Genomic DNA, 22,825 nt, shown 5'->3' on the forward strand with positions numbered 1-22,825 from the left:
ACCCGTCGAGGGCGGGCCTTCGCACGCCCTTTAATGCGATTTTCAGATACCAATTAGGGAGCCGTTCATGCTCAGCGAGAAGTCCGCAGCGACCGTCCGCGCCACCCTGCCCGCCGTCGGCGGCGCGATCTCCGAGATCACCGCGCTCTTCTACGACCGGCTCTTCGCCGCGCACCCCGAGTTGCTGAGGGACCTGTTCAACCGTGGCAACCAGGCGGCCGGCACCCAGCGCGAGGCCCTCGCCGGAGCCTTCGCCCACTTCGCCACCGCCCTGGTCGAGCACCCCGGACAGCGCCCCGACGCGATGCTCGCCCGCATCGCCCACAAGCACGCGTCGCTCGGCATCACCCCCGGCCAGTACCACATCGTGCAGAAGCACCTCTTCGCCGCCATCGCGGAAGTGCTGGGCGACGCGGTCACCGAGGAGGTCGCCGCCGCCTGGGACGAGGTGTACTGGCTGATGGCGAACGCCCTCATCGCCATCGAGCAGCGGCTGTACGCCGAGCGCGGCGTCCTGGCCGGGGACACCTGGCGCCCCTGGGAGGTCGCCGAGAAGGTGCGGGAGACCGAGGACGTCGTCTCCTTCCGGCTCCGTCCCGCGGACGGAGCGCCGCTGCCCGACTTCGGCCCCGGCCAGTACGTCTCGGTCCGCGTCGAACTCCCCGACGGCGCCCGGCAGATCCGGCAGTACAGCCTCTCCGGCGCCCCCGGCGACAGCACCCGGCAGATCACCGTCAAGCGCGAGCGCGGCGTCGCCGCGAGCCCCGACGGCGAGGTCTCCAGCCACCTCCACGACCACGTCGGCGAGGGTGCCCGCGTCGAACTGTCGGCCCCCTACGGCGACATCGTCCTCGCCGACGACGGCGGCCCGCTGCTGCTCGCCTCGGCCGGCATCGGCTGCACCCCGATGCTCGCCATGCTGCACCGGCTCGCCGGCGACGGCTACGAGGCGCCCGTCACCGTGGTCCACGGCGACCGGACCCCGGGGCATCATGCCCACGCCGCCGACCACCGCGCCCTGGCCGAGAAGCTCCCCGGGGGCGCAGCCCACTTCTGGTACGAGGACCCGGGCACCGACGCCGCCCCCGGCGACCGCGCCGGCCGGGTCGACCTGTCCGGCGTCGCGCTGCCGGACGGCCTGCGGGCCTACCTGTGCGGGCCGCTGCCCTTCATGCGCGCCGTGCGGGCCCAGCTCCTCGAGCGGGGTGTGCCCGCCTCGGCGGTGCACTACGAGGTCTTCGGCCCCGACCTGTGGCTGGCCCACGACTGACCGGCCACACTGGTCGGATGGCGGACAAGGCGGTCAAGCGCAGCGCGGGGATCCTGCTCTTCCGCGGCACCTCGGGCGGCGCGCCCGAGGTGCTGCTGGCCCACATGGGCGGCCCCTTCTGGGCGTCCAGGGACGAGGGGGCGTGGACCATCCCCAAGGGCGAGTACGAGCCCGACGAGACCGCCGAGGCGGCCGCCCGGCGCGAGTTCCTGGAGGAGCTGGGCCTGCCGGTGCCCGCGGGCGAGCTGCTGCCGCTCGGCGAGAACCGGCAGCCCAACGGGAAGATCGTCACCGTCTGGGCACTGGAGGGCGACCTCGACACCGGCCTCGTGGTGCCCGGGACCTTCTCCATGGAGTGGCCCCGCGGTTCCGGCCGGGTCCGGGAGTTCCCCGAGGTCGACCGGGCCGCCTGGTTCCCGCTCGGCCCCGCAGCCCACGGGAGGATCCTCTCCGCGCAACGGACCTTCCTCGACCGGCTGGGCCGGCTGCTGGACGGGGGCGGCGCGGGCGGGGCCGCTCAGGAGGCCGGCGAGGCGTAGATCGACTCGATCTGCGCCGCGTACTCGCTGACGATCCTGATCCTGCGGAGCTTGAGCGAGGGCGTGAGCATCCCGTTCTCCACCGAGAACTCGTGCGGCAGGATGCGGAACGCCCGGATCGACTCGGCGCGCGAGACCGCCGCGTTGGCCATCGACACCGCGCGCTGGACCTCGGCGTGCACGTCCGGCTCGGTCATCGCGGTCCGCAGCTGGACGGCCTCCCGGTCCAGGGTGATCAGCGCGGCGACGAAGGGCCTGTTGTCGCCGATCACGATGCACTGCGAGACCAGCGGATGCGCCCGCAGCCGCTCCTCCAGCACCAGCGGCGCCACGCTCTTGCCGCCGCTGGTGATGATGATGTCCTTCTTGCGTCCGGTGATCGTCAGGTACCCGTCCGGGTCGAGCGAGCCCATGTCCCCGGTCGCCATCCAGCCGCCGCGGCGCCACACCTCGTGGTTGGCTACCGGGTCGGCGTGGTAGCCGGCGAAGACCGTCGTCCCCCGGACCAGCACCTCGCCGTCCGGCGCGATCCGTACCGCGCTGCCCGGCAGCGGTCGGCCCACGGTGCCGAACCGCACCTTCCCCAGCGGCTGCGCGGTCACCGCGGCGGTGGTCTCGGTCAGCCCGTACCCGTCGTGGATGGTGAGCCCGGCGCCCGCGAACAGCAGCGACAGCTCCCGGCTGAGCGGGGACCCGCCCGAGACGGTGTAGTGCACGCGGCCGCCCAGCACCTCCCGGATCCGCGCGTACACCAGCCGCTCGAACGCCGAGTGCGCCGCCCGCAGCAGCGGTCCGGGCCCCGGCCCTGATCCCAGCGCGTGCCGCTCCACGGCCTCGGCGTACCGCACCGCCACGTCCGCGGCCCGGTCGAAGACATGGGCCTTGCCGCCGCGGGCGGCGGCGTTGCGCGCGCCCTGGATGATCTTCTCATAGACGTACGGGACGGCGAGCAGGATCGTCGGCCGGAAGGAGCGGAACGCCGGGAGGAGTTCGCCCGGCGCCAGGTCGGGCTGGTGACCCAGCAGCACGCCCCCGCGTACCGCGCAGGTGGTCACCATCAGCCCGTAGATGTGCGCCATGGGCAGGAACGCCAGTACCGAGGGCCGCACCCCCGGAGGGGCGAAGATCGAGCCGTACCCGGCCAGCAGGGTGTCGCACTCGGCGGCGAGGTTGGCGTGGGTGATCAGGCAGCCCCTGGGCGGCCCCGTGGTGCCCGAGGTGTAGGCGATCACCGCCACCGACTGCGGCTCGACCGCCCAGCGGAACTGGTTCAGCAGCACCGGGTGGACCTGCCGGCCCCGCGCGGCCAGCCACGGCACGCACCCCGCGTCGAGCTGCCAGATCCGGCGCAGCGCGGGCAGCGTGTCGCACACGGCGCCCACGGTCATGGCGTGGTCCTCATGCTCGACGACGATCGCGACCGCCCCGGAGTCCGCGAGGATCCAGCGGACCTGCTCCGCCGAGGACGTCGGATAGACGGGGACGATCCGGGCGCCCACCGACCAGAGCGCGTAGGAGAACAGCGTCCACTCGTACCGGGTACGGGCCATCACCGCGACCGGCTCGCCGAAGCGGATCCCCTCCGCCACCAGACCGCGGGCCAGTTCGGCCACCTCGTCGCGGAAGGCCGCGGCCCCGACCTCCTGCCAGACGCCGCCTTCATGCCCCTCGCGCCGGGACAGAACAGCGGCGTGCGGGCGCTTGTCGGCCGCCTCGTACACCGAGTCGGCGAGTCCCCCCGACCGCAGCTGCTCCGCTCGGGGGGGAAGGCTGAACTCGCGCACGGCGCCCCCTTCCCCGAGCAGTGCCGTGCCGCTCCAAGGGGCGGCAGGGACGGAAGATATCCGGCGTTTGGTCCACGTGCCTAGAGCCGGGGCGGAAGCGGCAGAGACTGACGCGAGCGCTGGAATCCCGGGCCGGTGCCAGCGGCGCATCCGGGAGCGGATGCTGCCGCCGACCGAAGCGACGGCGTGGGTGATCCGTCGCCCATGCCTTCTCTGCCCTGCAGCGACGGGCCCGAGCCCAAGACGCGGCGCCGGCCTGAGCCTCTGCCAGGTCGTGTGCGACCTGCAGATCCTCCTGGCTGCCTGGACCGGCGCCTGCCCAACCTGCCACCGCGCCATGCCCACCTCGATATCGACCTGGACAAGCACTGCTAGGGCAGGGCGACCGGGAAGGTGAGGGCGGGTTCCTCCAGCAGCCCCAGCAAGGTGAGCAGTGCGCGCCGGTCGCCCTCGACGCTGATCGTTCCGGCGGCCTCGGCCGAGGCGAAGTCCGTCGCACCCAGGAGCGCCCGGTTGAACTCGGCTCTGGTCAGCCGGAGTACGGCGTCCGGCTGCCCGTCGCCGGGGACGTTGCCGCGCATCGGGGTGAGCACCCCGTTGGCCAGCAGCAGCGTCCAGGTCTCCGCAGTGTCGGTGAACTCCCACCGAAGCAGCAGCCGATGGGCCGCGGCCGCGGGACCGTCGAGGCGCACCGCCCAGGACTGGAAGATCTGCAGCGTGGAGAGAGCCGGGATCATGTCCGCGCCGGAGTTGCCCGCCGTGACGCGCCGGGCCTCGGCGGGCCGGCGGAGTTCGTGGGCGCCGCAGAGGTAGAAGTTGCGCCAGATGCCGCTCTCCGCGCCGTGGGCGAGCCGTTCGAAGGTCGCGGCTTGCAGTTCTCGGGCCTCGGCGTGGTCGGGCTCGGCGAACAGCACGTGGTTGAGCACCTCCGCGACCCAGCGCAGGTCCCCGGCGTCGAAGGACTCGCGGGCCTTCTTCACCACGGCCTCGGCGCCGCCCATGAGATCGACGTAGCGCCGGCCCGCCTCCTCGGGCGGGAGCTGCCACAGATGGGCCGGGTTGCCGTCGTACCAGCCCATGTAGCGCTGGTACACGGCCTTGCTGTTGTGGCTGAGCGTGCCGTAGTAGCCCCGGGCGTGCCAGGCACTGCCCAGGTCTCCCGGGAACTCCCGCAGCTCCTCGGCGATCTCCGTCGCGGTCAGGCCGCGGTTCATCAGCCGTACGGTCTGGTCGTGCAGGTAGGCGTAGGCGTCCCGTTGCTCGGAGAGGAGCGTGGTGAGTTCCGCGCGGCCCCAGGTGGGCCAGTGGTGGGAGCCGATCAGCACTTCGGCGCGGTCGGCGAAGAGCTGGACGGTCTCCGTCAGGTATCCGGCCCAGGCCTGCGCGTCGCGGACCTCGGCGCCGCGCAGGGTCAGCACGTTGTGGAGTGTGTGGTTGGCGTTCTCGGCCACCAGCAGGACGCGGTGGTCGGGCAGCAGGAAGTTCATCTCGCTGGGCGCCTCGGTGCCCGGCGTCAGCTGGAAGACCAGCCGGACGCCGTCGACGACCAGCTCCTCCCCGGTGCGGGCGATCAGCGCGGTGGGGGCGATCAGGCCCATGCGTCCGCTGGAGGTGGCCTGGCCCAGGCCGAAACCGATCATTCCGCCAGGATCGGCCGGCAGCGACCTGCCGTACATGTAGCCGGCACGGACGAGCATGGCGGGGCCGGCGATGACGTTCTCGCCGACCGCGTGCTCCATGAAGCCCTCCGGGGCGATCACCGGGACGCGGCCGGCGGTGACGTCCGCACGGTCCACCACGCCGCCCACGCCGCCGAAGTGGTCGAGGTGGCTGTGGGTGTAGACGACGGCGCTGACCGGCCGCTCACCGCGGTGGCTGCGGTAGAGGGCGAGCCCGGCGGCGGCGCACTCCTCGCTGATCAGCGGGTCGATGACGACCACTCCGGTGTCACCCTCGACCAGGGTCATGTTGGAGATGTCGAAGCCGCGGATCTGGTACACGCCCGGCACGACCTCGAAGAGGCCGTCGAGGGCGTTCAGCCGGGCCTGCCGCCACAGGCTGGGGTGGGCGGTCTCCGGGCAGTTCTGCTCCAGGAACGACCACCGCTCGTTGTCCCAGACGACACTGCCGGTCGCATCACGGATGATGCACGGGTCGAGACGTCCGACCAGGCCCCGGGTGGCGTTCTCCAGGTCGGTGGGGTCGTTCCAGTCGAGTTCGCTCGCGTTCAAGACTCCTGCTTTCGGCTGGTGGGTGATCAATAGGGCTCAGGCGTCCCGCACACGGTGATCGGCCGTGCGCGCCGTGGGACGTCGTGGCATTGTTCGCGGCCGTGCCGCGGTGGGAGCCGAGCGATCCGCAAGGGTGATGGTCGGTGGAGCTGCAGTCGCTCACATGTCGCGGACCTGATCGAAGGTGAGTTCATCGGGGCGACGCTCTCGCGCCTGGCGAGCCACATGCCCAGCGCTTCGATGGTGCCACGGACCACCTGGCCCCGTCCGTGTGGCGGTTCGACGGCACCGGAAACTCCGGTCCGCCGGCTCAGTCGTCGTGCTGGGGGCCGTCGGCGGTCTCCGTGCGGACGGTGGGGATGGGGAGGAGCGGGAGGCGCAGGGCCGCGAAGGCGGTGTCGGGCACGACGGGACGGTTCGGCTTGACCGGAGGGGTGTAGCGGTAGGACTCGCCCTGGGTGGGCCGGGAGTCGGATTCGCCCTTGTTGGGCCACATGGACATGGCGCGCTCGGTCTGGGCGGTGATGGTGAGGGAGGGGTTGACGCCCAGGTTGGCGGAGACGGTGGAGCCGTCGACGACGGTGACCCCCGGGTGCCCGTAGAGGCGGTGGTAAGGGTCGACCACGCCGGTTTCCGGGCTGTCGCCGATGGGGCAGCCGCCGATGAAGTGCGCGGTCAAGGGGATGTCGAGGAGTTCACCGACGGTGTGGCCCGGGAAGCCGTTGATCTCGTCGGCGAGCAGGCCGGCGGCCTGCTCGGCGGCGGGGATCCAGGTCGGGTTGGGGGCTCCGTGCCCCTGACGAGAGGTCAGCACGCCCTTGCCCCTGCGTACGCGCTTGAGGGAGACGGTGAGGGAGTTGTCCAGGGACTGCATGACCAGACCGATGATGGTCCGCTCCGACCAGCGGCGTTTGCTCAGCGAGCGGAGGAAGAGGGCCGGGTGCCGGACAGAGGTGGCGAGGAAGCTCAGCCATCGCGGCCCGCGGCCGCCACCCGGGGCCTGGAGTATGGCCAGCAGGCCCATGGAGTTGGAGCCCCTGCCGTAGCGGACCGGCTCGATGTGGGTGTTCTCGTCCGGGTGGATGGAGGAGGTGATCGCCACGCCCTTGGTGAAGTCGGCGTGGCGTCCGTAGCGGCGGTCCGTGGTCTGTGCGGTGACGATGGCCTCGGAGTTGGTCCGGCTGAGGTGGCCCAGCCGGTCGGAGATGTGCGGAAGGTCGCGGCGTGCCTTGAGGGTGTGCAGCAGGGTCTGGGTGCCGTAGGTGCCTGCGGCCACCACGACACGGCGGGCGGTGAAGCTGCGCTGCCCGCGCCTGCGGGAGTCGGTGCGCCGGGTGTCGATGACGTAGCCGTCGCCCTCCTCCCTGATCCGGGTGACGGTGGTGAGCGGGTGGATCTCGGCGCCGCCGCGCTCGGCGAGGTGCAGGTAGTTCTCGGTGAGCATGTTCTTGGCGCCGTGGCGGCAGCCGGTCATGCACTCGCCGCACTCGGTGCAGGCCCGGCGAGCAGGTCCCGCGCCGCCGAAGTACGGGTCGTCGACCTCCTCACCCGGCTGCGTCCGGCGGCCGCAGCCCGCGTCCTCGCCGTCGCCGAAGAACACGCCGACCGGCGCCATATGGAAGCTGGACCCCACCCCCATCTTCTCGGCAACCGTCTTCAGGTGGACGTCGGAAGGGGTGAGCGTGGGGTTGAGACGCACCCCGAGCATGCGCTGCGCCTGGTCGTAGAAGGGTGCCAGCTCCTTCTGCCAGTCGGTGATGTGGCCCCACTGGGGATCGTCGAAGAACGCCTTCGGGGGCACGTACAGGGTGTTGGCGTAGTTGAGGGAGCCGCCACCGACGCCCGCGCCGGCCAGGACGAGCACATTGCGCAGCAGGTGGATGCGCTGGATGCCGTAGAGGCGCAGAGCCGGAGCCCACAGGTAGTTGCGCAGGTCCCACGAGTTCCTCGGCAGGTCGGCGGCGGTGAAGCGGCGGCCGGCCTCCAGGACGGCGACACGGTAGCCCTTCTCGGTCAGGCGCAGCGCGGCGACCGAACCGCCGAAGCCGGAGCCGACCACGACGACGTCGTAGGCGAGCTCGTGCTCCTCCGGCGGCCGGCCGTGGTCACGGGGGGCGGCGGGAGTTGTCATGGTCAGCCTCCGAGGGGCGGGACAAGGGCGGCCACCGTCCGGGGAGAGGGGGCCCACTTCGGGAGTCCGCCCCACGGGATTCGTCCGCGAGCGGTCGTCACTGCCGACCGCTGTGCGCCTCCCGCGACAGGTGTGGCCATACGTTAAGTCGGAACGGCCGGCCGGAAGGATGTGCGGCTGCCCAGCACCGGCGGTGTCCGTTGTGCCACTGCACCAGCGTGGTTAGCTTGAGGGTATGGAGTCGACCGCCCCGGACATCGCGTCCTTGATCAAGCTGGTCGCCGGACGGCTCCTCGACGAGGTCGACGCCCTCCTCCTGGACATTGACGCGGCCATCTTCGAGGTGGCCCCGGTCCTGGCCGAGGACCCGACGCTGGCCGCGGAGAGCCGGGCCAGCAGCCGGGCGAACGTGCTGCGCTGGCTGACCGCCATGCAGATGCGTCCCGGCGAGCCGGTCTCCCGGGACGCACCTTTGGAGACCCTCGACCTGGCCCGGACGCTGGTGCGCCGTGGCGCCGAGCTCGACGCCCTCGTGCAGTCCTATCGCAGGGGCCAGAACGTGGCATGGCGGCGGTGGATGGACCTCGCAGCCGCGACCGTCCCGTCCCGCGGTGACCTGGTCGAGGTGCTCCAGGTGTCTTCGGCCCTGATGTACGAATACGTCGACCGTGTACTGGACACGGTCATCACGCGGATGCAGCAGGAACGCCAGGACCTGCTCTCCGGGGCACTGGCCCGGAGAGCCGAGACGATCCGGCTTCTCCTTGACGGAGCCCCCGTCAGCGCCGAACGAGCCGGCCGACAGCTCAACTACGACCTCACCGCAAGACACGTCGCCGCGGTGCTGTGGTCCGATCCGCCGGGCGAGGTCCACGGAATGCTCGAGCAAGCTGCCGGAACCCTCTCCACAGCGGCCCGCTCCCGGCCGCCCCTCACCCTTCCTGCCGGCACGCGCACGCTGTGGGCCTGGTTTCCCGTCCGCCACGAACCGGACTGGCAGGAACTCCGCGACGCCATGGCCCACACGGCTCCCAGGGTTCGTGTGGTCCTCGGACCGCTCCGCGACGGCATCACCGGGTTCAGGCGCAGCCACGCCGCGGCGCTCGCCGCCCAGCGGTTGCTCGCCGGCACACCCGACGGAGAGCAGCTCACCGCCTACCACGAGATCGAAGCCGTCGCCCTCGTCAGCCAGAACGAGGAGCGCATGGCCGAGTTCATCACCTCCACCCTGGGGCCTTTGTGCGGTGCCGACCCGGCGCACCTCACCCTGCGGTCGACCCTGCGGGTCTACCTCGACGAAGGCGGAAACGCCCCGCGGACAGCCGAGCGACTGCACACCCATCGCAACACCGTGCTCCACCGGGTCGCTCGCGCCGAGACGCTGCTGGGGTATCGGGTCGCCGAGCGCCGCCTGGCCGTGTCCCTCGCCCTGGAGCTCCTGCACCGCCTCGGCAGCCGGGCGCTGCCGCGGTGAGTACCGTTCCTGATCAGCGACGCCCGCTTCGTCGCCGACCCGGTGGTTCTCGTCGTTCGGGCGGTCGGCTGCCCGCCCCGAGCTGAAGAGACACGAGTGGGCTCAGATGTCGAAGGCGCAGCGGAAGCCCATGTGTCCTGTGGTGCTGTCAGGAGTGTTGGAGGTGCGGGCCGCCACCCGGTAGCGGTTGCAGTACGAGCGGTGGCACAGATAGGAGCCGCCGCGGATGACCTTCGCCGAGCCCGTGCGAGGGGCGGCCGGATCGGTGCGCGGACGGTCCCCGTGGCCGGTGGTCCACCCGTCCGCGCACCACTCCCAGACGTTCCCGGCCACGTTGTACAGGCCGAAGCCGTTCGGCTGGTACGCGTCCACCGGAGCCGTACCCCGGTAGCCGTCCTCGGCGGTGTTCTTCGTGGGGAAGTGGCCCTGCCAGATGTTGCACATGTGCTCCCCGCCGGGAGTCAGCTCGTCCCCCCACGGGTAGCGACGCTGCTCGAGCCCGCCGCGTGCCGCGTACTCCCACTCCGCCTCGGTGGGCAGTCGGCCACCCGCCCAGCGGCAGTAGGCGTCGGCGTCGTTCCAGGAGACATGTACGACGGGATGCCCGCGCCGGCTCGCCACGTCGCTGCCCGGCCCCTCCGGCGCGTGCCAGCAAGCCCCTTCGACACTGCACCACCAGGGGGTGCCCCCCAGCCGGCGCGAGGTCCTGCGCAGGGCGCCAGGCAGAAAGGAGGCGAAGACGTACGACCAGCCGAACCGCTCGGCTTCGGTGACATGACCGGTCTGCTCGACGAACCGGGCGAATTCGGCGTTGGTCACCGTGTGGACGGCCATACGGAACGGGTTGACGCGCACCCTGCGCACCGGGCCCTCGCCGTCTTCCGGGAAACCCTCCGAGCTGTCGCTCCCCATGAGGAACTCGCCTCCTGGCAGCGCCACTGATCCGCTCTCACCACCGGCCCTGCGCGAGCCGGGCACCAGTTCCACGGACTCCGCGGAGCCCGGCACGGATGCGCGTGGCGGCTGGCAGCAGCTGCGGAGCTGCGAGTCGGGGTGGCCCATGCGAATTCCTTTGCTGCTTGCTCGTTCTCCGGACGGACCACGACCGAGACTGTGCCGGCGCGTCCAAACCACGTCAGGCGTGCGCTGCGGCCGCCTCGGATGTCCCGCTCTGCCGCGCCGTGCGCCGTACGCCGGAGGGCGTCATGCCGAACCAGCGCCGGCAGGCACGGGACAGGGCGCTCTGCTCGGCGTAGCCCAGTCGGCGGGCGATCCGGCCCAACGCCATGTCCGTCTCCGCGAGCAGCCGCTCGGCGGTGTCCCTGCGCACCACGTCGACCAGGTCCGTGACGGACAACCCCTCTGCTGAGAGGCGCCGTTGCAGGGCGCGCGAGTGCAGCCCCAGGCGGGCGGCGATGTCCTCGACGGTGGGTACTCCCATGGGCAGCATCTGCTCCGCGAGCTCCGTGACCGGGCGTACGAGGCAGGCGCTGTGCCGCGGGGTGGTCTCGCTGAGATGCTCCACGAGCACGCGGTGGGCGACCGGGTCGTGGGCCAGGGGGCGGTCCAGGTCTGCGGCGCTGATGGTGAAGCCCGGCCGGAGCTGGTCGAAGAGCACGGTGGTGCAGTAGTCGCTCTCATAGTCGGCCTGAGACGTCAGTGGGCGGTGCGGAACGTGGACGTCGACAGGAAGAAAGGGCGAACCGGCCAGCAACCTGAGCACCGTCAGCGCACGTGACAGGACCGCCTCGGCTCCCTGGGGATAGAGCCACCGCCGGCCGAGGGCGCTGCGGAACTCCACGAACGCCAGGCCTTCGGCGGGTCGGGGGACCAGCCAGAGCGAGCAGGCCGTGGAGAAGGTTCCGAGGTAGCGGCTGAAGACCTCGACCGCCTCCGCGAGGGTACGGGCGGTACGCGCGGCGGGTACCACGGGTCCGAGGATGTCCGCACTCTGCCGCCGGCCCAGCCTGCGCCCCAGATCCGGTGTGCCGGTGCTCTCGGCGGCGGCCTCCAGCAACTCCATGACACGCCGAAAAGGCAGGTACTCCTCGTACCGGCCCGCCATCGCGGGTTCGATCCCGGCGGAGTGGAGCAGGTCGTCCGGCGCGCCGCCCAACTCCGTGACCAGCTCACGGAATCCGCTCAGCGCGGACCCGCGGACCAGCCCGTGTCCTGTGGCGGCGTGCGGGCGGTCCGGCCGGCGGGTCCGGCTCTCGCGATGCCCGCCGGTGGAGCGACCCTGCCTGAGGTCCTGCGCGACCGCTGCTTCTCGGCTCATCGGCGACCGTACCTCCTCATCGGGCCCACCGGCACCGGCCCCCGGCCCGTATCGGCTGCTGGGGTGCCGGGCGCCGCCGCCGTGGCCGCTGTGGACAGCCCGGGGAGGCGGCCCCGACCGGCCCGGAACGTCGTCGCCGGTGCATTTCGGAAAAGCTTAGACAGCCGACCGGGGAGCGACACTGTGCGCGCGCACAACACCGGAGCGGCGGACCGTGCCGCCGCACATCGGTTGTGCCGTCCGTCCCTTCCGCCCGATCCACCCCGCACTGGGCAGCACCACCGGTGCACGGTGTCGCGCGAAGCCAAATTGTCGGCATCCGAAGGCAAGACCGATCGCGGGGTTCTTCGCGATGGTGATGGCGGGCGTACCTCGCGGGCACGTGCCGACGCTCCGTCCCCGCTTGTGATTCGTGCCACCCAGCACTCGGAAAGGAACCATCCCGTGGTCAATCCGGCCTACCGCGCCACACTCCCCATCAACGAGCCGAGGCGGCCGATGGCCACGCCGATGGACGTGCGCGATGCCGGGAGGCCCGAGCCCGTCACCAGGTTGCGACCGCCGAAGGGCGCACCCAACGTGCTCCTGATCCTCATCGACGACATGGGTTACGGAGCCTCGTCCTCGTTCGGTGGCCCCTGCCGGATGCCTGTGGCCGACCGGCTCGCCGAGAACGGCCTGCGCCTGGCGCGCTTCCACACCACCGCGATGTGCTCGCCGAGCCGCGCCAGCCTGCTCTCGGGCCGCAACCACCACACGGTGGGAGCCGGCGGCATCACCGAGATCGCCACCAGCCAGCCCGGCTACACCTCCTCGCGCCCGGCGTCCTGCGCGACGCTGCCGGAGATCCTGCGGATGAACGGCTACAACACGTCCTGCTTCGGCAAGTGGCATCAGACGCCGACCTGGGAGACCAGCCGGACCGGCCCGTTCGACCGCTGGCCGACCGGTGAGGGCTTCGAGCGCTTCTACGGATTCATGGGCGCCGAGACCGACCAGTGGCGCCCCACCCTCTTCGAGGGCACCAGCCCCATCCCCACCCCGGACCGGCCCGGCTACCACCTGAGCGAGGACCTGGTCGACCGGCTGATCGCCGACCTCCGCGAGCAGCAGGCGCTCAGTCCGGACCAGCCGTTCTTCAGCTATCTGTCCTTCGGTGCCTGCCACGCGCCACTGCAGGCGCCCCGGGAGTCCATCGACGCCTACCGCGGCGAGTTCGACCACGGCTGGGACGACCAGCGGGAGCGGACCCTTGCCCGGCAGAAGGAGCTGGGGATCGTCCCGCAGCACACCGAGCTCAGCCCGCGCCCGGCGGAGATCGGCGCCTGGGAGGACCAGCCGGAGGACGCCCGCCGGCTGTACGCACGGATGATGGAGAGCTACGCGGGCTTCGCCACCCATACCGACGAGCAGGTCGGGCGGGTCGTGGACGCGCTCGAGAAGATGGGCGTCCTCGACGACACGATCATCCTGTACATCATGGGCGACAACGGCGCCAGCGCCGAGGCCGGCCCGCACGGGTGCATCAACGAGTACGCGTCCTACAACGGGGTCAAGGAGACCGTCCCCGAGATGCTCGCGCGCGTAGACGAGCTGGGCGGCCCCGACACGCTGGCCCAGTACCCGGTGGCCTGGGCCCACGCCATGAACGCCCCGTTCCAGTGGACGAAGCAGATGGCCTCCCACTGGGGCGGTACCCGGGTCGGCACCATCGTGCACTGGCCGGCCGGCATCCGGGCCCGCGGCGAGGTCCGCCACCAGTTCACCCACATGAACGATGTGGCGCCGACCATCCTCGAACTCGCCGGCATCCCCGAGCCCACCTCGGTCAACGGCGTGTCCCAGAAGCCCATGGAAGGCGTCTCCATGGCCTACGCCTTCGACGAGGCGGACGCCCCGGAGCGGCACACCACCCAGTATTTCGAGATCTTCGGCAACCGCGGCATTTACCACAACGGCTGGTCGGCGTGCACCAAGCACGAGGTGCCGTGGGAACTCGCCGGCAGGCCGGGGCCGTTCGCCGAGGACGTGTGGGAGCTGTACGCGCCGGACGACCACGCGCAGTGCCTCGACCTCGCGGCCGAGCAGCCGGAGCGGTTGCGCAAGCTGCAGGACCTGTTCCTGATCGAGGCCGCCAAGTACGACGTCTTCCCGCTGGACGACCGCAAGGTGGTGCGGATGGACAGCGAGTTGGTGGGCCGCCCGCGGCTCGGCAACGGCCGCTCGGTCACCCTCTACCCGGGAATGCGCCATCTCAACGAGAGCGTGCTGCCGGACACCAAGAACCGGTCCTGGACGGTGACCGCGCAGATCGAGGTCGGCGACGAGCCGGCGCGCGGCGCGGTGGTCGCACAAGGCGGCCGGTTCGCCGGCTGGGCCCTGTTCCTGCGCGAGGGCGCCCCGGCGTTCCACTACAGCTGGGTGGACCGCGAGCACTACGACATCAGCGCGCCCGAGCCACTGGGCCCCGGCAGGCACACCCTGCGCTACCGCTTCACGTACGACGGCGGCGGCGTGGGCAAGGGAGGCCTTGGTCAGCTGTTCGTCGACGGCAAGCCGGCCGGGTCGGTGCGGCTGAACCACACCGTTCCGTTCATCTACCACGCCACCGACTGGCTGGATGTCGGCGAGGACAACGGCGTACCCGTGACCGACTACGGCACCCCGGGCGGCCGGTTCAGCGGGCGGATCGAGAACGTCGTCCTGGAGGCCGGCGACGACCTCTGCGAGGACCCGGCGGGTGAGGCACAGGCCATGGTGTCCGTGCAGTAGTCCCGGTGATCGGCGTGCTGCGGGGACGCACACCGCAGCCGTTCATCACCCAGCACCGTGGGGCTGTCCGACGGGGAGTGCCGGGAGCTGCTGCACGAGCCCGGCCCGCAGGCCCGCAAGCCCGCGTTCCCGAGTCCCAGGTCCGCTTCCGCCGGCCGCCCGACCCCACCGTCATCCGGGACGACATCGCCGTCCAGCGCTACGCCATCAGCCGTCACCACCCGCAGCGGCGCGTCGTGGAGCGCATCGCGATCGCCGGCGTCCCGCCCCCCGAGCCCCGTTCGATCCCTGTCCGCAACAGCCGACTTCCCGGAGCCATCGTGACCGACAACGACGTCGTCCCCGTCAGAACCGCCGACCCCTCCCCAGCGGCACCCCACTCCAGGCGACGGGCGTGGATCGTCACCGGGTTGCTCGTGGTCTTCATGATGATCAATTTCGCCGACAAGTCGGTCATGGGACTCGCGGCCGACTCGATCCGCCGTGACCTCTACCTGTCGGCGACGTCCTTCGGACTGGCCAACGGCGCGTTCTTCCTGCTGTTCTCCGTCTGCGGCGCCGCGATCGGGCTGCTGGCGGACCGGGTACGGCCGCGGTGGCTGCTGCTGGGGATGGCGCTGCTGTGGTCGGTCGCCCAGCTGCCCATGGCACTGGGCGGCGGAGTGGCCGTGCTGGTCGCCTCCCGGATCCTCCTCGGGGCCGCGGAGGGGCCGGCTTTCCCCGTCGCCCAGCACAGCGCCCTGTCCTGGTTCCCCGACCGCAAGCGCAACCTGCCCGGCTCCCTGATCACCGTCGGCACCACCCTGGGCGTCGTGGTGGCGGCCCCCGGGCTGACCTGGGTGATCCACCAGCACGGCTGGCGCTCCGCCTTCGGCGTGGTCGCGGCAGTGGGCGTGGTCTGGGCCGCGATCTGGGTCGTCCTCGGACGGGACGGCGGCCACGCGGCGGACACCCCCGCGCATGCCGGTACGGAGGACGGCGGCCCGAGCCCCGCCCCCGATGCCCCCTACCTGCGCATCCTCCGCACCGGTAGCTGGATCGGCAGCACGGTCGCCTTCTTCAGCACCTACTGGCTGACCGCGCTGGCGCTGGTGTGGGTGCCCTCCTACCTGCGCGACGGGCTGGGCTATTCGGACACCACCGCGGCGAACCTGGTCGCCGGGCTCTGGGCCGTCAACGGCGTCGCCATGCTGGGCCAGGCCGGACTGACCGGATGGCTGCTGCGCCGCGGCGTGAGCAGCCGCTGGGCCCGCGCCCGCGTCGGCGGCATCACGCTGATCGCCTGTGCCCTGTGCTGTCTCGGCCTGTCCCAACTGGCGGGCGGCGCATTCGCCGTCGTGCTCCTGCTCGCCGGGTTCGGACTGCCCGGACTCATGGTGAGTGTGGCGGTGACCTCGGTGGCCGAACTCGTCCCCGGCCGGCGCCGCGGGGGCGCCCTGGGCCTGATGACCGCCGTGGTCACGACGGCCGGCCTGGTGGCCCCCGTCCTGACCGGGCACCTCGTCGACACCCAGGGCCCGGCCGGCTACCGGCACGCCGTCCTGCTCGTGGGCGCGCTCCTGCTGCTCGGCGGCACCGCTGCCGTCACCCTGATCGACCCGGCCCGCGACGCACGCCGCCTGGCCGCATGACGCACTCCGTTCCCTCTGTTCGCCACCCAAGGAGTGACGTGAACAGCACCCCCCTCGACGCCGCCGCCTTCGACCGCGCCCTGCACGAACTGCGGGAGAACGCCGCCTCATGGGCCGCGGCACCGCTCGCCGAACGGATCGGCCTGCTGGAGCGGCTGATGCCGCGGATCCGCGCCGCCGCGGCCGGGCTGGCCGCGGCCGGCGCCGCCGCCAAGGGGTACAGCCCTGACTCTCCCTGGGCCGCCGAGGACTGGGCGGGCGGCCCATGGGCGCTGGCTCAGAACGTCAGCGCACGCCTCCACGTACTGCGGCGGATCGCCGCCGGCCAGGACCCGCTACCCGCGCGGGCCGTCCACGAACACGGCGGCCGTACCCGGGTGGACGTCTTCCCCGCCACCGGTTGGGACCGGCTGCTGCTCAGTGGCTACTCGGCCCAGGTCCGGATGGGGGCGGGCACCACCGCCGAGCAGGTGCGCCACCGGGCGGCCGCACTGCACCGCGGCCGCCCGGAGCCGGCCGGGGTGGCGCTGGTGCTCGGCGCGGGCAACGTCGCCGCCATGACCGCCGTGGACATCCTGCACAAGCTGTACGCCGAGGGCCAGGTCGTCGTCGCCAAGATGAACCCGGTCAACGCCTATCTGAGGCCCCACTTCGAGCGCATCTTCGCCGAGTTCGCCGAGCGCGGCTGGCTGCGGTTCGTCGACGGCGGCCCTGCCGAGGGCGCGTACCTCACCACCCACGACGGCGTGGACTCCATCCACGTCACCGGCAGCGAGCGCACCCACGACGCCATCTTGTGGGGCACCGACGACCAGTCCGAGCAGCGCCGCCGCGACGACCGGCCGTTGGTCGACAAGCCGTTCACCAGCGAGCTGGGCGGAGTCAGCCCGTGCATCGTGGTGCCGGGGCAGTGGAGCGCGGCGGACTTCCGCTTCCAGGCCGAGCACATCGTCACCAGCAAGATGAACAACTCCGGCCACAACTGCATCGCCAGCCAGGTGCTGGTGCTGCCCCGCGCCTGGGACGGCACCGAGCGGCTGCTCGACGAGATCCGCGAGGTGCTGCGCACCCTGCCGGCCCGCAGCGACTACTACCCGGGCGCCGACCGGCGGCTGGCCGCGGTCCGCGCGGCACATCCGGACGCCGAGAGCTACGGCGACGGCGGTCGGCTGCTGGTGCCGGACATCGCCGACCACGATGACGTGCTGCTCAGCGGTGAGGTGTTCGCCAGCGCCCTCGGCGTGGTGCGCCTGTCCGGCGAGACGCCGGCCGAGTTCCTGGGCAACGCCGTCGACTTCGCCAACGGCACCCTGCCGGGCACCCTCGGCGCGACCCTGATCGTCCACCCGGCCACCGAGCGGGCCCACCGGGCCGCGGTGGAGGCGGCCATCGCCGAGCTGCGCTACGGCACCCTGGGCGTCAACTGCTGGTCCGCCGTAGGCTTCCTGCTCGGCTACACGCCCTGGGGCGCCTACCCGGGCAACACCCGGCAGGCGGTCGGCAGCGGCATCGGCTTCGTCAACAACGCCTTCATGCTCGAGGACGTCGAGAAGACCGTGGTGCGCGCGCCCTTCGCGCCCGCCCCGCGTGGCCTGTTCACCGGCTCGCCGTCGCTCTCGCCCCGCCCCCCGTACTTCGTCACCAACCGCACCGGGCGCACCACCCTGCAACGCGTCACCGGCTTCACCACCGCACCCGGCGTCAGCCAACTGCCCGCCGTGTTCGCCTCCGCACTCCGCGGCTGACCAGAAACCGATCCTCTCATGAACCTCAACGACTTCCTCGTCCGCGCCGCCGCCGAGCACGGCCACCGCCGTGCCGTCGAACTCGGCGACCAGGGACTGAGCTTCGCCGAGCTGGCCACCCTTGCCGGTCGTACCACCGCACTCCTCGCCGCTCATGGGGTCGGCCCCGGTGACCGGGTCGGCCTGATGCTGCCCAACCTGCCCGAGTTCCCCGCCCTCTACTACGGCGTACTGGGCGCCGGTGCCGTCGTGGTGCCGATGAACCCCCTGCTCAAGCCGCGTGAGATCGCCCACCAGGTGAGCGACTCCGGCATGGCGCTGCTCCTGGCCTGGGAAGGCGTCGCCGACCAGGCCCGGGCCGGCGCCGACGACACCGGTACCCCGGTGGTGCCGATCGTGCCCGGTGGGCTGGAGACGCTGCTGGCCGGGCACCCGGACCCGGCAGCGGCCGTCCCGCGGAAGGACGACGACCTCGCCGTCATCCTCTACACATCCGGCACCACGGGCACGCCCAAGGGCGCCATGCTCACCCACGCCGGGCTGGCCCGCAACGCCGAGATCGGCGGGCGCGCCCTGCTCCGGCTCACCCCCGACGACGTGGTGATGGGCTGCCTGCCTCTCTTCCACGCCTTCGGACAGTCCTGCGCCATGAACGCCGCCGTGGCGGTGGGTGCCCGACTCACCCTGCTCGCCCGCTTCGACCCGGGTGAGGCACTGCGCACCATCGACGAGCGCGGCGTCACCGTCTTCGAGGGCGTGCCCACCATGTACGCCGCCATACTGGCCGAACACGAGCGCAGTACGGAGCAGCGCGACACGAGCTCGCTGCGCATGTGCGTCTCCGGCGCCGCCTCCCTCCCGGTCGAGGTGCTGCACGCCTTCGAGGCCGCCTTCGGATGTCCGATCCTGGAGGGCTTCGGCATGTCCGAGACCTCCCCGATCGCCTCCTTCAACCACCCCGGCCGGCCCCGCAAGCCCGGCTCCGTCGGCACACCCGTCGAGGGCGTCGAGATGCGTCTTTTCGACCCGCAGGACGGTGTCGGCGAGCTCTGCGTCCGGGGCCACAATGTGATGGCCGGCTACTGGAACCGTCCCGAGGCGACCGCCGAGACCATCGTCGACGGCTGGCTGCGCACCGGCGACCTGGCCCGCGTCGACGAGGACGGCTACTACTACATCGTCGACCGCAAGAAGGACCTCATCATCCGCGGCGGCTACAACGTCTACCCGCGCGAGATCGAGGAGGTGCTGTACGAGCACCCCGCGGTGGCCGAGGCCGCGGTGATCGGCGTCGCGCGGCCTTCCCTCGGCGAGGAGGTGGCCGCGGCGGTCGCCCTGCGCCCGGGCGCCGTGGCGGACGCGGACGAGTTGCGGGAGTTCGTCCGCGAACGGGTGGCGGCCTACAAGTACCCGCGCGAGGTCTGGTTCGTCGACGCTCTGCCCAAGGGGCCCACCGGCAAGATCCTCAAGCGGCAGATCGCCGCCCCCGAGAGCCGCTGACCCGGCCTCGTTGTCGGCGGTCATTCGCAGTCCAGGACGGTGATTTCCTGCCCGTGGCAGGCCCACGGGCAGGGAGCGGTCGCGTCCGGCACGATGGACGGTGATCTCGGTGGGAGTTGCCTGGAGGCCGAGGCTTGCAGGACCGTGTGGTGCCAGCCGATCCATGGCGGTACGCGACCCGACTCCCGGTCGACCGTCCTCGTTCCCGACTGCCACCCGGACCGCCGGAGTGACGGCGCTCACGGACGCCATTGGTGAGTGCTGCGTAGGCTTGTGCCGTTGTCGCGGTGGGTCAGGCGGAGCGGGCGAAGCCCTCCTGCCGTTGCCTGGCGAAGCATCAGGAAGGTCGGCAAATGGGCAGCGTGGATCCTGGAGAACCTGGGGAATGCTGCCCGGGCATGCGACTCGTTGTAGGGTAAGGAAACCGCCCTTGACCTGCAAAAACGTAGGCAGGGAGCCTATATCCAGGAGTGCCTCGATGATGCGTACAATGTTCAAGTCCAAGATCCACCGTGCGACCGTGACCGAGGCCGACCTCCACTACGTCGGTTCCGTCACCGTGGACGCCGACCTGATGGACGCCGCCGACCTGCTGCCCGGCGAGCTGGTCCACATCGTGGACATCACCAACGGTGCCCGCCTGGAGACCTACGTCATCGAGGGCCGCCGCGGTTCCGGGGTGATCGGCATCAACGGTGCCGCCGCCCATCTGGTGCACCCCGGGGACCTGGTCATCCTCATCAGCTACGCGCAGGTCGACGACGCCGAGGCCCGTGCGCTGCGGCCGCGGGTGGTGCACGTCGACGCGGACAACCGGATCGTCGCCCTGGGCGACGACGCCTCCGAGCCGGTCCCCGGGAGCTCCACCCAGGCGAGCCCGAACGCGGTGCCGGTCGGCTGAACGTCCATACGAGCGGCTGTGCTATTGTCCGGATCCAACTTCGAGGTATCCGTCCAGGTGAGGTCCGGTGGTCACGGACCTCACCGGGAGCGCGGCGTGCTGCCGTCGTCCTCCCACAGCACTCCTCGGGCCTGACGCATCAGCAGTTCACCGGGCTCCGGCGGATCGCTGGGCTGCCACGGACCTCCGTGACGGGCCCGGACACTGTCGCTCTCGGGGGTGGGCGATGAGAGCACACTTTTGTTCGGCCCGAAAGGAACTGAGTCCCATGCACGCTGGCGGCACTGCCAGACTGCGCACCGTGACCCTGGCAGTCCTCACGCTCTCCCTGACGGCCGCGGCCACCGGCTGCGGCAACGATTCGGGTGGGCAGGGTGGCGAAGTCACAGTGGGCATCGCCCTCCCCACCCGGGCGCAGACCCGGTGGATCGCCGACGGCGACAACATGGAAAAGCTGTTCAAGGAGCAGGGGTACAAGACCGACAAACAGTACGCCGAGGACAGCGTCGACAAGCAGGTCCAGCAGGTCGAGGACATGATCGACCGCGGCGACAAGCTCCTGATCATTGGCGCGGTCGACGGGTTCGAGCTGGGTGACGCCCTCCAGAAGGCGAACCGGGCGGGTGTCAAGGTCATCGCCTACGACCGGCTGCTGCTGGGCTCCAGCAACGTCGACTACTACGCGAGCTTCAACAACTACAAGGTCGGGGAGCTCCAGGCCGAGTACATCATCAAGGAGCTCGGGCTGAAGAAGGGCGGCCAGGCCGGCCCCTTCAACCTCGAGGTGTTCGCCGGCGACGCCAACGACAACAACGTCCTGGGCTTCTTCAACGGCGCGATGGACACGCTGGCCCCTTACCTCAGGGACGGCCAGCTGGTCGTCAAGAGCGGTCAGACCCGGCTGAGCCAGGTCACCACCTACAAGTGGGAAGCGGACATCGCCACCGAGACGATGTCGACCCGGCTCAAGGACCACTACAAGGGCGGCTCCACCGTGGACGCCGTCCTGTCCCCCAACGACGGCATCGCGCGCGGTGTCATCAAGGCGCTGAAGAAGGCCGGCTACGGCACCAGCGCCAAGCCGATGCCGATCGTCACGGGTCAGGACGCCGAGACCGAATCGGTGAAGGAGATCATCGCCGGCGATCAGTCGATGACGGTCTACAAGGACACCCGCAAGCTCGCCGCCGTCGCGGTCAAGATGGCCCAGGACATCCTCAGCGGCAAGCGGCCCGAGATCAACGACAACCAGACCAACGACAACGGCAACAAGATCGTGCCGGCGTACCTCCTCGACCCGGTCGGCGTCGACAAGTCCAACTACAAGAAGTTGCTTGTCGACAGCGGTTACATCAAGGCCTCCGACCTCAACTGAGGCTGGAGGGCCGCACATACGCGGGGCCGGGAGGAACACAGCGTTCCTCCCGGCCCTCGTCGTGTCCGGCGGCAGCCCCGCGTCAGATCAGCACGTTCAGCAGACCGTAGTCGTACAGGCCGCCGTAGCCGCGGCCGAACTTGTCGCCGAACCCGTAGCCGAGGTCGTCGTAGCGGGCATCCTTTCCGTGGCCGCCGTGGCTCTTGCCGAGACCGAGGGTGCGGACGCCCTTGCCGAACCCGATGCCATAGCCATAGCTCACGCTGTAGTGGTAGCTGAAGTTGAACCGGAAGTGCTCGTTGCACTGCTTCTTGTGCTTCTTGTGCTTCTTGTGGTGGCCCTTGTCGTGGCCCTTGCTCCCCTTGCCGCCCTTGTTGTTGCCCTTATTGCCCTTGCCCTTGCTGCCCTTTCCCTTGCTGTCGCCCTTCCCGTGGTCCTCGTCCTTGTCCTTGTACGTCGCCTTGTCGCCGTTGTCGTTGTTGCCGCCCCCGCCCTTGCCGCCCTTGCCGCCGCCGCCACCCCGGGAGCCGTAGTCGCCCCAGTCGTCTTCGTCGTCGCCGCCACGGCCGTTGCCGCCCTTTCCGCCGCCGCCGTACCCGCCATCGCCCCCGCCGCCGCCGTACCCGCCGTCGTCGTCCCCGTTGCCCCCGCCACCGCCGCGGCCGTTCCCCCCGCCGCCGTACCCGCCATCGCCCCCGCCACCGCCGCGGCCGTTGCCGCCCTTTCCGCCGCCGTACCCGCCGTCGTCGTCCCCGTTGCCCCCGCCACCGCCGCGGCCGTTCCCGCCGCCGCGGCCGTTGTCCCCGTTGTCGCCGTAGCCGTTGTCCCCGTTGTCCCCGCCGCCGTAGCCGTTGTCCCCGCCGCCGTAGCCGTTGTCCCCGCCGCCGTAGCCGTTGTCGTCGTCGCCGTAGTCGTCACTGCCCTTGCTGTGGGAGCCGTTCCTGCTGTCGTCACTGCCCGGCGCGGCGACGGCGCTGCCGGTCGAGGCAGCCAATAGACTGGTTGCAAGAAGTCCGGTCGCGACGCCGAGAGCGCTGCGGCGCATCAGACTGGTTCGCATGAGGGTCCTTCCTTCGGACGCGTGGCGGGCGGCGGACGCCGCCCCGCGATCCAGTCGTACGTCGCGCGGCAAACGGCCGCCCGTCGAGCGGAGCGTCCGGGCGACAACGTGGCCAAGGAAGTGACGCAGTGCCA

General features: G+C 71.3%; 15 protein-coding genes. 9 read left to right on the forward strand and 6 right to left on the reverse strand.

Translation table 11 applies throughout. From position 1 onward, the window contains the following. The first annotated feature begins 67 nt into the window (after positions 1-67). Positions 68-1,270, forward strand: a complete 1,203-nt coding sequence (locus ACRWNP_RS11625) for a globin domain-containing protein (RefSeq protein WP_431961013.1) — start codon at positions 68-70, stop codon at positions 1,268-1,270. Between the two features lie 17 nt (positions 1,271-1,287). Further along, on the forward strand, positions 1,288-1,809 hold the full coding sequence (locus ACRWNP_RS11630; protein WP_431961014.1) for an NUDIX domain-containing protein: 522 nt from the start codon (positions 1,288-1,290) through the stop codon (positions 1,807-1,809). Here ACRWNP_RS11630 and ACRWNP_RS11635 read toward each other — a convergent pair. The 3 genes from ACRWNP_RS11635 to ACRWNP_RS11645 all read right to left on the reverse strand — a co-directional run bounded on the left by ACRWNP_RS11635 (position 1,788) and on the right by ACRWNP_RS11645 (position 7,955). Beyond that, a complete protein-coding gene (locus ACRWNP_RS11635; protein WP_431961015.1) occupies positions 1,788-3,593 on the reverse strand; it encodes an AMP-dependent synthetase/ligase in 1,806 nt (601 codons plus the stop codon). The genes ACRWNP_RS11630 and ACRWNP_RS11635 overlap by 22 nt on opposite strands. Before the next feature lie 371 nt (positions 3,594-3,964). After that, on the reverse strand, positions 3,965-5,824 hold the full coding sequence (locus tag ACRWNP_RS11640; RefSeq protein WP_431961016.1) for an alkyl/aryl-sulfatase: 1,860 nt from the start codon (positions 5,822-5,824) through the stop codon (positions 3,965-3,967). Between the two features lie 310 nt (positions 5,825-6,134). After that, positions 6,135-7,955 (reverse strand): GMC oxidoreductase, encoded by a 1,821-nt coding sequence (locus ACRWNP_RS11645; protein WP_431961017.1) that lies wholly within the window; start codon positions 7,953-7,955, stop codon positions 6,135-6,137. A 235-nt stretch (positions 7,956-8,190) separates the two neighbouring features. Here ACRWNP_RS11645 and ACRWNP_RS11650 point away from each other — a divergent pair, with 235 nt between their 5' ends. Beyond that, positions 8,191-9,429 carry a PucR family transcriptional regulator gene (locus ACRWNP_RS11650; protein ID WP_431961018.1) on the forward strand — a complete coding sequence of 413 codons (1,239 nt, stop codon included), beginning with the start codon at positions 8,191-8,193 and terminating at the stop codon, positions 9,427-9,429. 102 nt (positions 9,430-9,531) lie between these two features. Here ACRWNP_RS11650 and ACRWNP_RS11655 read toward each other — a convergent pair whose 3' ends face one another. After that, a complete protein-coding gene (locus ACRWNP_RS11655; RefSeq protein ID WP_431961019.1) occupies positions 9,532-10,491 on the reverse strand; it encodes a formylglycine-generating enzyme family protein in 960 nt (319 codons plus the stop codon). Between the two features lie 73 nt (positions 10,492-10,564). Next, complete coding sequence (locus ACRWNP_RS11660; protein WP_431961020.1) at positions 10,565-11,707, reverse strand: AraC family transcriptional regulator; 1,143 nt, start codon at positions 11,705-11,707, stop codon at positions 10,565-10,567. Positions 11,708-12,151: 444 nt separating this feature from the next. Between ACRWNP_RS11660 and ACRWNP_RS11665 the strand changes: the two genes are divergently transcribed. From ACRWNP_RS11665 to chvE, 6 genes are all read left to right on the forward strand, one after another. Further along, a complete protein-coding gene (locus tag ACRWNP_RS11665; RefSeq protein WP_431961021.1) occupies positions 12,152-14,479 on the forward strand; it encodes an arylsulfatase in 2,328 nt (775 codons plus the stop codon). Positions 14,480-14,556: 77 nt separating this feature from the next. Then, the gene (locus ACRWNP_RS11670) at positions 14,557-16,110 is read left to right on the forward strand and encodes an MFS transporter (RefSeq protein WP_431961022.1); all 1,554 of its coding nucleotides are present in this window, start codon (positions 14,557-14,559) and stop codon (positions 16,108-16,110) included. Positions 16,111-16,148: 38 nt separating this feature from the next. Continuing rightward, positions 16,149-17,855, forward strand: a complete 1,707-nt coding sequence (locus tag ACRWNP_RS11675; protein WP_431961023.1) for an aldehyde dehydrogenase family protein — start codon at positions 16,149-16,151, stop codon at positions 17,853-17,855. Between the two features lie 18 nt (positions 17,856-17,873). Then, a complete protein-coding gene (locus tag ACRWNP_RS11680) occupies positions 17,874-19,355 on the forward strand; it encodes a long-chain-fatty-acid--CoA ligase (RefSeq protein ID WP_431961024.1) in 1,482 nt (493 codons plus the stop codon). Positions 19,356-19,833: 478 nt separating this feature from the next. Next, the gene (panD, locus tag ACRWNP_RS11685) at positions 19,834-20,256 is read left to right on the forward strand and encodes an aspartate 1-decarboxylase (protein ID WP_431961025.1); all 423 of its coding nucleotides are present in this window, start codon (positions 19,834-19,836) and stop codon (positions 20,254-20,256) included. A gap of 268 nt (positions 20,257-20,524) precedes the next feature. Beyond that, positions 20,525-21,631: a multiple monosaccharide ABC transporter substrate-binding protein gene (gene chvE / locus ACRWNP_RS11690; protein WP_431961026.1), complete on the forward strand. Its 1,107-nt coding sequence runs from the start codon at positions 20,525-20,527 to the stop codon at positions 21,629-21,631. Between the two features lie 82 nt (positions 21,632-21,713). On the opposite strand, the gene ACRWNP_RS11695 is transcribed toward chvE, so the two are convergent. Continuing rightward, entirely contained in the window at positions 21,714-22,691 is a 978-nt protein-coding gene (locus ACRWNP_RS11695) for a hypothetical protein (RefSeq protein WP_431961027.1), read from the reverse strand. Between the last annotated feature and the right edge of the window lie 134 nt (positions 22,692-22,825).

This window comes from Actinacidiphila sp. bgisy160, from assembly GCF_965342435.1.
Taxonomy (GTDB): domain Bacteria; phylum Actinomycetota; class Actinomycetes; order Streptomycetales; family Streptomycetaceae; genus Actinacidiphila.